This is a genomic window from Bacillus luti, from assembly GCF_001884105.1.
GTDB classification, from domain to species: domain Bacteria; phylum Bacillota; class Bacilli; order Bacillales; family Bacillaceae_G; genus Bacillus_A; species Bacillus_A luti.
In genome coordinates, this window is sequence record NZ_MACI01000045.1 from 11,735 (window position 1) to 27,790 (window position 16,056).

Here is a 16,056-nt window from a genome sequence, read left to right on the forward strand (position 1 = left end):
CGTTGGTTCTTGGTCTTTTAACTTCTCCAATTCATTATGAGCAAACGTATTACACCGAAATCGCGAAACGCGCTCGGCTTTATCATAATGTCGTTGCCCAGTTTACGCCATTTAGTATTGATCCTAAAACAGACCTTGTTTCTGGTCTTATTTATGATACAGATACAGGAAAATGGAAAGAGCAAACATTCCCGATTCCTTCTTATATATATGATCGTTATTCTTTTCATGAGGAAACAGACTTTGAAAAAGCAAAACCAATTATTCAATCGTTACACAACCGCCCTACAACTACCTTTTTAAATAACACACTCATTGACTTAAGTGAACTACATGATTTGTTTCTCACTAATAAAAAGTTATCTCCTTATATACCAAAATTCGAAATAGCAACGATACAAAACATTTTCAAACTATTATTAAAAACAAAGGATATTATTATACGCCCTACTAATGCACATTCCAATGAAAGTTTGTACCGGGTCGCTTATAAAAATAAAACATTTTATATCGATACAATACATGAAACATACCATACCTCTAATCAAATCAAGCGGACAGATGAATTTATATGTTGGTACAAATCTAACGTACATTCAGCACGTTACATCACACATACGATGCTGCAACCACCAAATCAATTAACATACCCGCTCCACATTCGAACTATTTTGCAAAAAAGTAAAGAACATACTTGGAACGTTATCGGTCAATTTATACAAACGAGCTCATTTCCGAATCAATTTTTACTTTCAGCAACAGATGATTCCTCACTGCATTCATTTTCAAAAATTAAATATGTACTATCTAGTACTGGCGTTCAACTATTACAAGACGCTTTACATGACATTATCAATGAAGTGTTTCAAACATTGGACCACTCTTATACTTCCTTATTCGAACTAGAACTTTCCACTATTATGGATCAAAAAGGAGCTATTTGGCTTATGTATGTAAACACAATTCCCCCTTATGAACGCTACATTCGTCATAGTGATGCATTAGCTGAAAAAATCTTTCATGGACCACTAAAGTTTAGCCGCTTTACACCATAATGAAAGGAGGCAACCTTATTTTGAAAGAGCACATATATACATTAAATATTTCAGATGAATATCCAAATAGTATTACTTTACCTTACGTTTTTTCTATTACACCACCTATTACATCCCTATCCTTCGGCATACGTCATGTTGCAAGTGAAGATGTAAAAATTCATTATTCTTTTACTCGCGAAATTATGATTGGAAAACATATTGCCGAAAAACTTTTACTCCCTGAGTCCACTACCATTCATGCCTTTACACAAAATCAAACCATTATTTTCGGACCATTAATCGGCATTTTCACAACGGGCTTCAACGATGACTCACCTACTCCTTTAGGAAACCGGTCAACGTCTCTCAGTGAGTTACTAACACCACCCTTCACGTTACGACCATTCGTATTCGTCTTTGGCGTTCAACATATACACTGGGAAGAAGAAACAATTGAAGGGTATTTCTTTCAAGAAGGAACATGGCGAAAGAACAAAGTCCCTTTACCAAATGTCATTTATGATCGATTACCAAATCGCCAAGCAGAAAATTATAAACCAATCGTCAGAGCAAAAAGAAAATTAGAACATGACTACGCTATTCCGTGGTTTAACCCAGGATTTTTCAACAAATGGGAAGTTCATCAACTTCTTATGAAAGACGAGTCAATCATGCCCTTATTACCAAACACAGAAGCATTTCAACACTTCGAACAAGTAGAACGATTTCTCGGTACGTATAAATCCATTTACATGAAACCGATACACGGTAGCTTCGGAAGAAATATTCATCAGCTATTTTACTCTCAAACAGAAAATTGCTACTACTGTCGTTATCGCGAGAATGAAGAAAATAAACTAAGAAAGTATCAATCATTGGAAACACTTCTGAACCATGTATTAAAAGGACATGATTTAAAAAAATTTATCGTACAGCAAGGTATTTCTTTACTCCGCTTTGACGGGCAACCTGTTGATTTCCGTATTCATACAAATAAAAATCATTTCGGTAATTGGGTCGTCAGTGCCATCGTCGCCAAAATCGCTGGGAAAGGTAGCTTAACGACTCATGTAAATAGCGGCGGTGACACAAAATTACTGCAAGAGCTTTTTCCGGATTCAACGAAACAAGTTCAAATTGAAAACAAATTAAAACAAACAGCCTTGCAAATCAGTTATGCACTGGATGAGCAAGTAACCGGAAACATTGGCGAAATCGGTTTTGATATCGGTTTAGACACACAGGAAAATCCGTGGCTATTTGAAGCAAATTCTAAACCAGGGCGAACTGTATTCCAAGATAAAAAGTTAAAAGAGCAGAGTGAATTGACTCGCCAATTATTTTACGAATATGCCATCTACTTAACTGAACATTCTTTGCGTGATTCGAAAGAAAAAACGTCTCACATACAATCCAAGTCTGCTCCTAACACTGGAAATATTCCTTCTCCTATGATTCACTCACAAATACAAAAACAAAAACTTCCACCTAAATGATAAGGTGGAAGTTTTTGTTTACACGAGTTTTACTGCAACGTCTGTTTCCACATGACACACACCGCAATAAAAAATATGATTGCAATATTCTTGTGAATGATTATGTGTTAAACCATCCACTGCACTTAATAATTCTTGATCCATATACGCGCTATAATCGTCTATGTAATCTACAGCCTTCCCATAATCTTGGAGTATACCTTGGCAATTTTGACAAGAATATGTTTGTGATTCTAATGCATTGCAAAGCGGGCAAATTCCCATCATGATTCCTCCATACGTTATCGTTTAAAAACTTGTACAACCTTTTCTCTTTAAATAGAAGAGACCATCTAACCATGCACCACTAGTTAAAACAGGACTATGAAGTTGTTGCCGATTTATTTTTCATTTTACGAAGCTGCAATTTATCTCACTTTCATACATCATAAATAAGAAGCTAATGATTAGCTAAAAAATAGCGGGTTACAACGAGAAAAACCTATCTCATATCGCTCTTAGTTTAGCCTTCTTTCTTAAAAATACAACGATTACTCTTATTTCATAATTTACGAAATCGCTAATATTTTTTTACAAAATTTACAAATTATTATTTCGTATATCTTTCTAGGTAACATCCATACTATGAGTACAAACTTAATTACCGATGGATTAGCGCCAACCGGGGCGATAATCTGGTTCAACTCCAGCTAGTCCAACCAAAAAAACTTTTATACTCTAAGGAGGATATATTCCTATGGCAAACCAAAGTTCTTACAATCAATTAGTAGTACCAGGAGCAACAGCTGCAATCGATCAAATGAAGTACGAAATCGCTCAAGAATTTGGTGTACAATTAGGAGCAGATTCTACGGCTCGCGCTAACGGTTCTGTTGGTGGAGAAATTACAAAACGTCTAGTTGCAATGGCTGAACAAAGCCTTGGCGGATTCCAAAAATAAATATATATGGCAAAAAGGTCTCAAGGCATATGCCTTGAGACCTTCCTTATTTACTGCAACATTTGTAAGAACTTTTTCGTGCGTTCTTCTTTCGGATTTGTAAATACATCTTCTGGTGTCCCTTGTTCGACAACGACACCGCCATCCATGAAAATAACACGGTTCGCAATTTGATGAGCAAAACGCATTTCGTGCGTTACAATGACCATCGTCATACCCTCTTTAGCAAGCTCTTTCATAACCTTTAAAACTTCTTGAACTAGCTCAGGATCAAGCGCTGATGTTGGCTCATCAAATAGTAACACTTCCGGCTCCATCGCAAGCGCGCGAGCAATTCCAACGCGCTGTTGTTGTCCACCTGATAATTGGAATGGATATAAGTCTACTTTATCCGCAAGACCAACTTTTTCAAGGAAATAGTTTGCTTTTTTCTTCGCTTCTTCTTTCCCCATCTTTTTCACTGTAACGAGCCCTTCCATTACATTTTGAAGTGCTGTTAAATGCGGGAATAAGTTATGATGTTGGAACACCATTCCTGTTTGCGTACGAAGATTTACAATATCTTTTTTCGTTACTTTTTTCGAGAAGTCTAGTGATTCCCCGCCAATACGAATCGTACCCGCATTCGGTGTTTCTAGTACGTTTAAACAACGTAAGAACGTCGTTTTACCAGATCCAGACGGCCCAATAATAACGACAACTTCGCCCTTCTCAACTGTTAAATCTATATGTTTTAGTACGGTATTATCTCCAAAACTTTTTTGTAAGTGCTGAATTGAAATCATAAAAACAAAAACTCCTTTTGTGAAAGGATTATTTTAACGTGTAGCGTTCTGAACGTTTTTCTAACATCTGTTGTACGATTGATAATAAGAAACAAATAACCCAATAAATAAGACCTGCTTCAAAATAAACAATTAAAAATTCGTAATTCATTGCCGCAATTTCCTGTGCTTTTCGGAACATTTCTGTTACTAAAATTAATGATGCTAATGAAGTATCTTTCACTAAGCTAATAAATGTATTCGAAAGCGGCGGAATAGATACGCGCGTTGCTTGTGGTAAAATAACGCGTTTTAATGCTTGCGGGTATGTCATCCCAATTGTGTAAGCTGCTTCCCACTGTCCTTTCGGAATAGAAAGGATCGAAGCACGAATAATTTCTGATGCATACGCACCAACGTTTAATGAAAATCCAATAACTGCTGCTGTATACGGCTCAACCTCAATATTAAGAGTTGGAAGACCATAGAAAATAATAAATAATTGTACAAGAAGTGGTGTTCCGCGAATGATAGATACATAGATACGAGCAATCCATTGTAAAATACGACTACCTGAAATACGTGCAAGTGCTGTTAACGTCGCAAGTATAATCCCGATAATAAACGTAATAAGCGTTAATGGAATTGTTGTAAAAACAGCTTCCTTCAGCATAGGCATGAAGGAAGACTGCATAATATCTATCCAAGTAGACAGTCGATCTGAAACCAACGCACTACTTAGATACATTTTCACCGAACCATTTTTTCGCTATTTTGTCGTACGTACCATCTTTTTTCATCTCTTCTAACGCTTTATCTACTTCTTGTACAAGCTTATCGCTACCTTTACGGAATAAGAATCCACTTTGTGAAGCTTCTTTTTCTGTATCTACAATTTTAATTTTTGCATCTTTTTTCGTTTCTAAATAGTTTAATACTGATAATTTGTCATTAATTGTGAAATCAACGCGACCCGTATTTAATAATTCTGCCGCTTGGCTAAAGCCTTCTACATTCTCAATATTCGCACCGTTTTTCTTCGCGATATCTGCATAGTTACTTGTTAAAGATTGCGCTCCTTTTAAACCTTTCACATCAGCAAATGTAGCAGGTTTATCTTTATCTTTTGCAATAACTAATACCGCTGAAGATGAAACGTATGGTTTAGAGAAATCATATTTCTTTTGACGGTCTTCACGAATACCAACTTCGTTTGCAACCATATCGAAACGTTTCGCATCTAATCCTGCAAGTAAGCTATCCCATTGCGTTTCTTTAAATACAGGTTTTACACCTAAACGTTTTGCAACTTCTTCTGCTAATTCAACATCAAATCCAGTTAATTTATTGCTTGAATCATGGAATGTGAACGGTGGGTATGTACCTTCTGTCCCAATTACAAGTTCTCCACTTTGTTTAATCTTTTGTAATGCGTCTTGACTAGCTGTATCTTTTTTCTCTTCTTTACCGCAGCCAGCTACAATCCCGATCGCTAATGTAGTTACTGCAAGCACTGAAAATAATTTTTTCATGATGGTAATCCTCCAAGTATTCTGATAGGAATTTAAAAACTATATTGATTGTATGCAATCTTGAACAATTTTTCAATGAAAATGTTCTTATTTAGTTTATCCTTTTTCTTCATAATCAAACAAAATGGAAAAATAACGCTACATACAAAAAATAAGTAACATTTTTTAATATAGCATTTATTGTAGGAAAGGTAAAATAATACTTCTTGTTTAACCGATTGTAATTTATAGAAGAACCGATATGTTCATCAATACAAAAAGAACTTGCGAAAATCGCAAGTTCTTCTCTATTAAGCACTTTGATTGCCTTCCATTTGCGTTTTATACATATCATAATAACGCCCGCGCTTTTTCATTAGTTCATCATGAGAACCTTTTTCCAATATTGTTCCTCTATCGAGTACAATAATTTGATCTGCGCTTTTAATTGTTGAAAGACGGTGCGCGATAATAAATGTCGTCCTTCCTTTTTTCACAACTTCCAGCGCTTGTTGAATCATCGCCTCTGTTTCTGTATCAATACTAGACGTTGCTTCATCTAAAATTAAAATGGCTGGGTCAAAAGCGAGAGCCCTAGCAAACGATATAAGCTGACGCTCTCCAGTGGAAAGCGTACTACCCTTTTCTGTAATTTCTTCATTTATATTGTTTGCAAATTTCTCAGCACCAACATCACGCAATGCTTTTACGATACGCTCGTTTGAAATTTTTTCGTTCTCTAAACTTACATTAGATGCAACGGTTCCGCTAAATAAAAATGGATCTTGTAATACAATCCCCATATGCTCACGAATAGCTTGTTTTGGCATCTCTTTTATATCGTGTCCATCAATCGTAAGCTTCCCTTTTTCAAATTCATAAAACTGAAAGAGTACATTCATAATCGAACTTTTCCCCGATCCTGTATGACCGACAAGTGCAACCGTCTCCCCTTGTTTCGCTTCAAATGAAATGTTTTTTAACACTTCATCTTTTCCATTATAAGAAAACGACACATTATCAAACTTCACATTTCCTTGTAAACGAGACATACGTTCTTCTTCTACTGCCTCTCCCTTTTCCTCTAACAATTCAAAAACACGCTCGGATGCAACGCGCGCTTGTTCCAAGTTCGCAAGCTGATTCACCATATTCGTAATTGGCGAAAACAGTCTCGTTAAATAATCGACGAACGCATATAGTACCCCAAGTGAAATAATACCTGTAGCACTTAATGACGCACCGCCGAAATACCAAATCACACCTGTGAAAGCAATATTTCTTAATACAGACACTAAGTTATGCGAAGTTGCTGCATTTAAATTTAAAATTTTATTTTGATATTTAAAGTAATCGCCATTTAATTCTTCAAACTCTTTTTTCGTTTCATGCTCTTGACGGAACGCTTGAATAATTGGCATACCTTGAATCGATTCATTCACTGTTCCGTTAATATCAGATAGACGGGAACGCATTTTATGATTATAGACGGACGCATACTTCCTATAAAGAATCGCCCAAACAATTAAAATCGGGATAATTAATAAACATAACGACGCAAGCTTCACATCGAGTAAAAATAGCGCTGCAAAAATCCCGATAATGTAAATAATACTCGAAACGAATGTGGCCAACACCGTTACATACAAATCACGAATGGCCTCTGTATCATTCGTTACGCGCGAAACAATTTTCCCCGCCGGTAAATGATCAAAGTACCGAATCGGCAACGTTTGAATATGAGAGAAGACGTCTTCCCTCATAATTTGAATAATTTTGTTCGCTGCTTTCTGCAAGAAGAACTGTTTTCCATATGCAAACAATGATACGACTACTAGTAAAGCAAAATAGCCACCACCAAGTAATAATAGACGGTTTATTTCTGGCTTATAAAACGCAAACACTTCTTCCTTCGTTAATGCTTTCGCTTTATACACCTGCACTGCCTTATCGTTTTTAACGGTAATCATATCACCTTTTACAGTACGTGCTCCTTCAATATTCACTTTATTTGGTACAAAGTAATATTGAAAACCGACTTGCATCACGCGCACTTCTTTTCCTTTTGTCTCACCTTTTTCAAAACGATCACTTCGCTTATAAAAAGCACCATTATACGAAACAGCCTCTTCACTCTTTTCTGTTTCATACCAAGGTTTCTCTATCCCAACGATATGATCGTCAATCATCGTTTTAGCGACGAAAGGACCGGCAAGCTCTGCGATGACGAAAATAAATAACATTAGCATCGCTGCAAAAATCGTCCCTTTCACTTTCATCGCATATTGAAACAATCGTTTTGAGACGCTCATATTTTCACCCCACTATCCGCACTTTCACTTTCCCCTTGTTGTCTTTCAAATTGCTCAGCATACCAGCCATTATTTCGAAGAAGCTGATCATGCGTACCCTCTTCCATTACTCCACCTTCATCCATAACGAGAATCCAATCCGCATGCTGCACTGCAGATAAACGGTGCGTCGTAATAATCGTCGTCTTTCCGCTTCTTTCCGTTCTTATATTTTCAATAATGGCTGCTTCCGTACGAGCATCAACAGCTGATAAAGAATCATCTAAAATTAAAATTTCTGGATTTTGAATCACAGCTCGCGCAATCGAAATCCTTTGTTTTTGCCCTCCTGATAAAGAAACACCTTTCTCTCCAACGAGCGTTTCTAATCCTTCTGGTAAAAACTCTAAATCCTTTTTGAACGCTGCAATTTCAATCGCCTTCTGTAGTTCTTGTTCCGTCGCTTCCCTATTCCCGAATAAAATATTTTCTCTCGCTGTTTTTGAGAATAAAATATGTTCCTGCGGTACATATCCAATCCACCCGAGTACATTTTCATTCGTCATTTTATCTAATGTCACATCAGAGACTGCAATATCCCCATCTCCAAGTGGATATTGACGAAGAAGCTGACGTACGAGCGTCGTTTTTCCGCTTCCTGTTTTCCCAACCACTCCAAGCGTTTCTCCTTGTTTTAATGTAAACGAAACCTTCTTTAAATTTGTTTCAGTTGATGAAGGATATGAAAAGGTAACGTCATCAAACTGAATATAATCCGGCTCTTGTACAAGCTTTGGATTTTTCGGATCCTTAACATCCGGTTCATACGCTAATGTTTCATTCACACGGTCGAGCGACGCATTTCCTCTTTGCATAACATTGATTAATTCACCAATTGCAAACATCGGCCAAATCATCATCCCTAAATACACGTTAAATGAAACAAGTTCACCAAGTGTCACCTTTGATTGAAATACAAGATACGCACCATACACTAAACCGATTAAATAACTAAGCCCAACAAGCATTTTCACAGTTGGTTGGAATAATGCATCGATTCTTGCTACCTTCATATTTTTTTCGTAGACATCATCTCCTAAATGATGAAACCTTTCCTGATCTGCGTTCTCTTGCACATACGCACGAATAACGCGCACGCCGGCAATCGATTCCAGTACTTTATCGTTCATATCACCGAACGCATCTTGCGCAACTGTAAATCTTTCGTGCAATTTCTTCCCATATATATTCATTGCATATGCCATAATCGGAAGCGGTATAAGTGCCGCAAATGTAAGCTCCCAACTGATTGTAAACCCCATCATAAAGACAATCGTAAGCATATATAAACTTGAATCTACGAGCGTTAATATACCAAAACCAGCTGTCATAGCGATTGCTTTCAAATCATTTGTCGCTCTCGCCATTAAATCGCCAGTACGATTTTTTTGATAAAACGTCGGTGACATCTTAAGTAAATGCCCCATAAATTTAGAACGCATTGTTTTTTCAAGTACGAATGCACCACCAAACAATTGATGTTGCCAAACGAAAGTGAGGCCATATCCAACTATCGTAACTCCTATTAAAATAAGAATAGACTGTATAATTGCTTCGTTCGATAACGTTCCTGTTTTTATATTATCTATCGTAACCCCTAACACTTTCGGGGGAATGACTTCAACTATATTCACAATTAAAAGAGCCCCAATGGCGATACTATATCTCTTCCAATGCTCCCTAAAAAACCATTTTAACTTTAGTAATACTGACAACAATGTAACCTCTCCCTTCTCGTTCTCGTTTGCCTCTCATTGCGTTATCCACTATCTAAACCCATCACATTTACATTTCGTAAGCCATACAGTCTCATCACATTTTTCCACCTTCCAAAATTTTATTTAGTAACGCGTGGAAAATAAACAAAAAAAAGCATACCGTCGCTTGACGATATGCACAAAAATGCATAAAAGCGTACGTTACGATATACGCAACGTACGCTTTTTATAAGACAAAGATGCCTTATATGTCCGCACGGGTTGCGTAATGATATGAATGTTTTCTGCCATTTAACAGAGCTAAACTCACTACATTTACGATTACAATCATTACGCACACCCCTTTCATTTATTTTCCATTTATAATCTTACAACTTTATTGAGTATTCTGTCAATTATTTTTTTACACATAAAATAAAATACGCGAAAATCACAAAAAATGAAGATGGTTCATGACATAAAAAAACAGTTTAAAATAAAAGAATGTTCTGTAAGAAAGGGCATACAAAATAAAAAAAGAATAAGAAATCGTTTTCACAAACATTTCATTTGAAAAATATTCTCAAACCCCCTACAATCACCTTATACTCACTCTTACAAGTTGCTATTTTAGGAGGACTAATCATGACAACTAGCAATACGTACAAATTTTATTTAAACGGAGAATGGAGAGAAAGCTCTTCAGGAGAAACAATTGAAATTCCATCTCCATACTTACACGAAGTAATTGGACAAGTACAAGCAATTACTCGCGGAGAAGTAGATGAAGCAATTGCATCTGCAAAAGAAGCTCAAAAATCATGGGCAGAAGCTTCTCTACAAGATCGCGCAAAATATTTATATAAATGGGCTGATGAGCTCGTAAATATGCAAGATGAAATTGCCGATATCATTATGAAGGAAGTCGGTAAAGGATATAAAGATGCGAAGAAAGAAGTTGTTCGTACAGCTGACTTCATTCGTTATACTATCGAAGAAGCTTTACATATGCACGGAGAAAGCATGATGGGCGATAGCTTCCCGGGCGGTACAAAATCTAAACTTGCGATTATCCAACGTGCACCACTCGGTGTTGTATTAGCAATCGCACCATTTAACTACCCAGTAAACTTATCTGCTGCAAAACTTGCACCAGCATTAATTATGGGTAACGCTGTTATTTTCAAACCTGCAACTCAAGGTGCAATTAGCGGTATTAAAATGGTTGAAGCACTTCATAAAGCTGGCCTTCCAAAAGGTCTTGTAAACGTAGCTACAGGACGCGGTTCTGTAATTGGTGACTACTTAGTAGAGCATGCTGGCATCAATATGGTATCGTTCACAGGTGGTACAAACACAGGTAAACATTTAGCGAAAAAAGCTGCAATGATTCCACTTGTATTAGAACTTGGTGGTAAAGACCCTGGTATCGTTCGTGAAGATGCTGACTTACAAGATGCTGCAAACCACATCGTAAGCGGTGCATTCTCTTACTCTGGTCAACGTTGTACAGCTATTAAACGTGTACTTGTACACGAAAACGTAGCGGACGAGCTTGTTGGCTTATTACAAGAGCAAGTTGCTAAATTATCGGTTGGATCTCCAGAACAAGACAGCACAATCGTTCCATTAATCGACGACAAATCTGCTGACTTCGTTCAAGGTTTAGTTGACGATGCTATAGAAAAAGGTGCTACAATCGTTATCGGTAACAAACGTGAGCGTAACTTAATTTACCCAACATTAATCGACCACGTAACAGAAGAAATGAAAGTTGCTTGGGAAGAGCCATTTGGCCCAATCCTTCCAATCATCCGTGTTTCTTCAGATGAGCAAGCAATTGAAATTGCTAACAAATCAGAGTTCGGCTTGCAAGCAAGTGTCTTCACAAAAGACATTAACAAAGCATTTGCAATTGCTAACAAAATCGAAACTGGTTCTGTTCAAATTAACGGACGAACAGAGCGCGGCCCTGACCACTTTCCATTCATCGGTGTAAAAGGTTCAGGTATGGGCGCACAAGGTATTCGTAAGAGCCTTGAGTCTATGACACGTGAAAAAGTAACTGTATTAAACTTAGTTTAATCTTATATGTAGAAGCTGATCTAGTTTTAGATCAGCTTCTTTTTATACAATTTAGTTCACGAGTTGTTTCTCCATAGGTAAATTCACATATTCTACAGAAATTTGATACCCTAGCCATCTCTCAGCAATATGTTCAAATGAAGAAACAGAGCCTGTTGTAAAAAAACGATGCTTCGGATTCAAATTGTCAGACAGGATTCCTTTGTGCTGTAAGATTGTGCTTAACTCTATCGCTGTTTCTTCTGCAGAACTAATAATCGTTACACCCTCTCCTAGTTCCTCTTTAATATAAGACTCTAAAAGTGGATAATGCGTACATCCGAGAATTAACGTATCTATATCTTCTTTCGTTAATGGCAGTAAAGCTTGTTTCACTTGCTGCGTTACATATGCTATATCTTCTAATTGATTTTCTACAACTGTAGCTAAAGTCGGACACGCGTGACTATGCACTTCCAAATATGTATCAAGCTCGTGTAATGCTTTTTCATACATATTAGACTGGATCGTACCTACAGTTCCAATTACTCCGATTCTCCCTTTCTTTGTCACTTTAATTGCCGCTCTTGCTCCTGGATGTATAACGCCAATAACCGGAATGGACAGTGCTTCTTGCAGCGCAGTCAATGCAGCTGCTGCACCAGTATTACATGCTACAACTAGAGCTTTTAACGGAAACTGTTTGAGGAATTCAACCATTTCAAATATGAAAGATTGTACCTCCTCTACACTTCTTGGTCCATACGGACAACGCTTATTATCACCAATATAATAAATGCTCTCTTTAGGCAATTGTCTTATAATTTCACTCACAACTGTTAATCCCCCAACTCCCGAATCTAGCACACCTATTACGGAATTTTTATGACCTGTAGACATATACTTCATCCCCTTCTCAATCTTCTAGCCCTCATAATATTTATTATATTATGAAAATTCGATATTACATAATAATCCCTCTCCCTTTTAATCACAAACTCTTCTCTATAATCTGATTATTACTATATCCATTGACGTATAAAAATTCATTTGTTACTCTTAAATACGTTAATTTAATATTTAAATCCTCATTCGTATCTCGGTGAGGTAGAGGTTGCAATCATTAAGAGTATCATTTCAGGAGATGTAGTGGCATTGATGAAGAAATGAGAAAGGAATGGTTGCCGAAGTAAGTCGTGTCCACCATGCACGCTTGCTGGGTCTGCATTTAATAAGTGCAGAACTGTCACAAACGTTTCGTTTGTGGAGAGCTATCGAGAGGTATGTCGTGGGTTTCTTATAAGATAGAAAGCATGTAGCGGCAAATTACGTGCTTTTTTTGTTTTGTTTGGGACTTCTCTTCTCTACTAAGAAGACATACATATCTCCTCGCTTGACTTGGTTATACTAACTTTGGAGGTATTTTCTATGCAACAAAAAAAATGGGGCTTTTGGGTACTAACAGCTTTCGTTGTCGGTAACATGGTTGGCGCTGGGATTTTCATGGTGCCAAGTACGTTAGCACAAACAGCAAGCCCTCTCGGTGTCACTTTAGCTTGGTTAACAACAGGGTTTGGTGTTTTAATGCTAGCTCTTGTTTTCGGTAATTTAGCAATTCGTCGTCCTGACTTAACGACAGGACCACAAAGTCATGCATATGCTTTATTCTCATCACCAAAAAAGAAAAAAATGGCTGGTTTCAGTATGGTATGGGGATATTGGGTTGCAAACTGGGCAAGTAACGTTGCCATTATTACATCTTTTGCGGGATATTTATCACTCTTCTTCCCGATCATGAAAGATACACGACTACTATTTTCAATCGGTTCTTTCAACATAGAAGTCGGAAAACTAATTACATTTACTATTTGTTCCATCTTACTATGGGGAACTCATATTATATTAACAAACGGTGTAAGCGGAGCTGGAAAACTAAACTTCTTAGCAACAACAACGAAAGTAACTGGATTCCTTTTATTCATCGTCGTTACTTTATTCGCATTTGAAGCTTCTAAGTTTGGACAATGGTACACACCGATGGTCGATAAATCAGGTGTATCACACGGCCTTCTTTCACAAGTAAACTTAGCCGCTCTTACAACACTTTGGGCATTTATCGGCATTGAATCAGCCGTTCTTTTATCAAATCGTGCTACTTCTCCAAAAACAGTAAAACGTGCAACAGTTGCAGGATTACTAATTACAGTTGCCATTTACTTAGGAATTACGATTTTAACAATGGGTGTGCTTCACGTTGATAAATTACAAGCTTCTGAACGTCCATTAGCGGATGCATTAAATGCTGCAATGGGTCATGGCGGCGGGAAACTGATGGCATTACTTGCTCTTACTTCCCTATTCGGTTCTATCTTAGGCTGGATTTTATTAAGCTCAGAAGTGCCTTATCAAGCAGCAAAAGAAGGTTTCTTCCCTTCCTTCTTTGCAAAAACAAATAAAAAAGGAAGTCCAATTTACTCATTACGACTAACAAACATTATGTCGCAAGTGTTCTTATTCTCAACATTATCAGGAACCATTGCGGAAGCTTATACATTCGTTATTACCGTCTCGACTTTAGCTTATCTCATTCCATATCTCGTTTCGCCAATCTTCCAGTTAAAACTAGTTGCAACTGGTGAAACGTATAAAAATGAAATGCGGGCAAGAATTACAGATGGTATAGTCGCAGTTATCGCACTTTGTTACGCACTATGGGTTATTAAAACGGGTGCATCCGATATTAAAACGTTCCTTCTCGGAATTGGTTTATTCGTAATCGGTTTTGCCTTCTATCCATTAATGAATCGTGATCAGAAAAAAAATAACGAAAAGAAAAACGAGCAAGTTGCATAACGCAATTTGCTCGTTTTTTCTTTTGTAAAACATATATAATAGAACAAAGAGGTGAAAAACATGTCAATCGAATCACTATGGAGCAGTCGCTTCCAACAACATATTCAAAATATCATTACATACTTTGCACGTATGATTAACGGTTTACTATATAGCTTCATCTTCGTCTCCTGTATAGGTGCTTACTATTACGCAAAGTTTCTTAAGACTGCTCCTTCTAAAGGAGTATCCTTATTGCTCATTACAATCGTCCTAACCGGGGTTATATCGAGATGCCCCATACGTACATTTATTCAAAAACCAGACGCAGTTTATTTATTAGCATTAGAAGAGAAATTAACTTCTTATTTCAAAAAGTCTCTTCTATATAATTACATCATTCAGCTGTTCCCATTATTATTTACGTTCCTTATTCTCGTTCCACTTGCTATGCAAGCATTGCAATTAACTGTACCTTTCTTATGTACAGTCTTTATCGTTTTAATGATCACGAAAGCTTGGAATATGTACACACATTGGATATGGCGTGATAGTCACGAAAAAAGCATATGGCTTATCACTCGTCTTATTTGTAACGCACTCATTATTTACATGCTGTTTTATACAGCAAATGTAATCGTGTTAGGTGGATTACTTTTACTTCTCGCTTTCCTATTTCTATATACGAAAAAACAACCTACAAAACGAATACCGTGGGACTACATAATCGAGCAAGAAGAAAAAATGGACATACGCTTTTATCAATTTGCGAGCATCTTCACCGATGTACCGCAACTAAAAAAACAAGTAAACAGCAGAAAATGGCTTACGAATTGGATTGAACCTTTATTACATAAAAAACGAGCAACTTTCTTCTATTTACATACACTAGCATTTTTACGCGGAAATGATTATTTCGGTATATATACTCGCTTAGGGCTAATCGGTGCTTTCGCCTTATATTTTGTTCCGAATATATATGTAAAAGGTGCTATCGCTTATATCGTCCTATATATGATTTCTATGCAGCTTCGCTCTCTGTGGAAATATTTTTCGGGAAATATTATTGTAGCATTATATCCGATTGGTACTGAGAAACGAATGAAGCAATTTCTTCACTTAATTTTCATATTGCTAGTCATTCAATTAGCTGTATTTTCAGTTGTTATACTTGTTTCTACAGGACAAATTCTACATAGTCTTATCATTATGATTGCCGGGTTACTCTGGATCAAATTTATTATTGTACCAAAAACAAAAAAACGGATTTCCTCATTTTAACGCAAAAGAGGCTGTATACAACAGCCTCTTTTCGCGTCCTAAAATTTCTTATCACTATTTATAGGCACTTCTCATATAGTGAA

The 16,056-nt window shown here is 36.9% G+C and carries 13 protein-coding genes and 1 riboswitch; of the genes, 6 read left to right on the forward strand and 7 right to left on the reverse strand.

Translation table 11 applies throughout. The annotated features are described in order from the left end of the window. The first annotated feature begins 2 nt into the window (after window positions 1-2). Together BAQ48_RS10450 and BAQ48_RS10455 are read left to right on the forward strand one after the other, a co-directional pair. Entirely contained in the window at window positions 3-1,055 is a 1,053-nt protein-coding gene (locus tag BAQ48_RS10450; RefSeq protein ID WP_071711028.1) for a YheC/YheD family protein, read from the forward strand. A 20-nt stretch (window positions 1,056-1,075) separates the two neighbouring features. Then, the gene (locus tag BAQ48_RS10455) at window positions 1,076-2,533 is read left to right on the forward strand and encodes a YheC/YheD family endospore coat-associated protein (RefSeq protein WP_071711029.1); all 1,458 of its coding nucleotides are present in this window, start codon (window positions 1,076-1,078) and stop codon (window positions 2,531-2,533) included. Between the two features lie 18 nt (window positions 2,534-2,551). Here the strand turns inward: BAQ48_RS10455 and BAQ48_RS10460 are convergent, their stop codons facing one another. After that, window positions 2,552-2,797 (reverse strand): hypothetical protein, encoded by a 246-nt coding sequence (locus BAQ48_RS10460; protein WP_071711030.1) that lies wholly within the window; start codon window positions 2,795-2,797, stop codon window positions 2,552-2,554. A 472-nt stretch (window positions 2,798-3,269) separates the two neighbouring features. Here BAQ48_RS10460 and sasP point away from each other — a divergent pair, with 472 nt between their 5' ends. Then, the gene (sasP, locus tag BAQ48_RS10465; protein WP_000013349.1) at window positions 3,270-3,473 is read left to right on the forward strand and encodes a small acid-soluble spore protein, SasP family; all 204 of its coding nucleotides are present in this window, start codon (window positions 3,270-3,272) and stop codon (window positions 3,471-3,473) included. 50 nt (window positions 3,474-3,523) lie between these two features. Here sasP and BAQ48_RS10470 read toward each other — a convergent pair whose 3' ends face one another. The 5 genes from BAQ48_RS10470 to BAQ48_RS10495 all read right to left on the reverse strand — a co-directional run bounded on the left by BAQ48_RS10470 (window position 3,524) and on the right by BAQ48_RS10495 (window position 9,817). Beyond that, window positions 3,524-4,258 carry an amino acid ABC transporter ATP-binding protein gene (locus BAQ48_RS10470; RefSeq protein ID WP_071711031.1) on the reverse strand — a complete coding sequence of 245 codons (735 nt, stop codon included), beginning with the start codon at window positions 4,256-4,258 and terminating at the stop codon, window positions 3,524-3,526. A 28-nt stretch (window positions 4,259-4,286) separates the two neighbouring features. Then, entirely contained in the window at window positions 4,287-4,985 is a 699-nt protein-coding gene (locus tag BAQ48_RS10475) for an amino acid ABC transporter permease (protein ID WP_000281495.1), read from the reverse strand. Further along, a complete protein-coding gene (locus BAQ48_RS10480; protein ID WP_071711032.1) occupies window positions 4,972-5,769 on the reverse strand; it encodes an amino acid ABC transporter substrate-binding protein in 798 nt (265 codons plus the stop codon). The genes BAQ48_RS10475 and BAQ48_RS10480 overlap by 14 nt, the downstream gene beginning before the upstream one ends. A 290-nt stretch (window positions 5,770-6,059) precedes the next feature. Then, window positions 6,060-8,060, reverse strand: a complete 2,001-nt coding sequence (locus BAQ48_RS10490; RefSeq protein WP_071711033.1) for an ABC transporter ATP-binding protein — start codon at window positions 8,058-8,060, stop codon at window positions 6,060-6,062. Further along, window positions 8,057-9,817 carry an ABC transporter ATP-binding protein gene (locus tag BAQ48_RS10495; RefSeq protein WP_071711034.1) on the reverse strand — a complete coding sequence of 587 codons (1,761 nt, stop codon included), beginning with the start codon at window positions 9,815-9,817 and terminating at the stop codon, window positions 8,057-8,059. Before BAQ48_RS10495 ends, BAQ48_RS10490 begins: the two co-directional genes overlap by 4 nt. Window positions 9,818-10,441: 624 nt before the next feature. On the opposite strand from BAQ48_RS10495, the gene gapN reads away from it, so the two are divergent. After that, window positions 10,442-11,881 carry an NADP-dependent glyceraldehyde-3-phosphate dehydrogenase gene (gene gapN, locus BAQ48_RS10510; protein ID WP_071711036.1) on the forward strand — a complete coding sequence of 480 codons (1,440 nt, stop codon included), beginning with the start codon at window positions 10,442-10,444 and terminating at the stop codon, window positions 11,879-11,881. Between the two features lie 51 nt (window positions 11,882-11,932). On the opposite strand, the gene racE is transcribed toward gapN, so the two are convergent. Beyond that, the gene (racE, locus tag BAQ48_RS10515; protein ID WP_071711037.1) at window positions 11,933-12,760 is read right to left on the reverse strand and encodes a glutamate racemase; all 828 of its coding nucleotides are present in this window, start codon (window positions 12,758-12,760) and stop codon (window positions 11,933-11,935) included. 200 nt (window positions 12,761-12,960) lie between these two features. Continuing rightward, window positions 12,961-13,142, forward strand: a riboswitch (Lysine riboswitch). A 146-nt stretch (window positions 13,143-13,288) separates the two neighbouring features. Between racE and BAQ48_RS10520 the strand changes: the two genes are divergently transcribed. Together BAQ48_RS10520 and BAQ48_RS10525 are read left to right on the forward strand one after the other, a co-directional pair. After that, the gene (locus tag BAQ48_RS10520) at window positions 13,289-14,713 is read left to right on the forward strand and encodes an amino acid permease (protein ID WP_071711038.1); all 1,425 of its coding nucleotides are present in this window, start codon (window positions 13,289-13,291) and stop codon (window positions 14,711-14,713) included. Between the two features lie 60 nt (window positions 14,714-14,773). Next, on the forward strand, window positions 14,774-15,973 hold the full coding sequence (locus tag BAQ48_RS10525) for an ABC transporter permease (RefSeq protein ID WP_071711039.1): 1,200 nt from the start codon (window positions 14,774-14,776) through the stop codon (window positions 15,971-15,973). Window positions 15,974-16,056: the final 83 nt, after the last annotated feature.

Bases quoted from the DNA above. Each gene is read 5' to 3' on its own strand.
- BAQ48_RS10460 (WP_071711030.1), bottom strand. From the start codon at position 2,797: ATGGGAATTTGCCCGCTTTGCAATGCATTAGAATCACAAACATATTCT.
- sasP (WP_000013349.1), top strand. From the start codon at position 3,270: ATGGCAAACCAAAGTTCTTACAATCAATTAGTAGTACCAGGAGCAACA.
- BAQ48_RS10470 (WP_071711031.1), bottom strand. From the start codon at position 4,258: ATGATTTCAATTCAGCACTTACAAAAAAGTTTTGGAGATAATACCGTA.
- BAQ48_RS10475 (WP_000281495.1), bottom strand. From the start codon at position 4,985: ATGTATCTAAGTAGTGCGTTGGTTTCAGATCGACTGTCTACTTGGATA.
- BAQ48_RS10480 (WP_071711032.1), bottom strand. From the start codon at position 5,769: ATGAAAAAATTATTTTCAGTGCTTGCAGTAACTACATTAGCGATCGGG.
- BAQ48_RS10490 (WP_071711033.1), bottom strand. From the start codon at position 8,060: ATGAGCGTCTCAAAACGATTGTTTCAATATGCGATGAAAGTGAAAGGG.
- gapN (WP_071711036.1), top strand. From the start codon at position 10,442: ATGACAACTAGCAATACGTACAAATTTTATTTAAACGGAGAATGGAGA.
- racE (WP_071711037.1), bottom strand. From the start codon at position 12,760: ATGTCTACAGGTCATAAAAATTCCGTAATAGGTGTGCTAGATTCGGGA.
- BAQ48_RS10520 (WP_071711038.1), top strand. From the start codon at position 13,289: ATGCAACAAAAAAAATGGGGCTTTTGGGTACTAACAGCTTTCGTTGTC.
- BAQ48_RS10525 (WP_071711039.1), top strand. From the start codon at position 14,774: ATGTCAATCGAATCACTATGGAGCAGTCGCTTCCAACAACATATTCAA.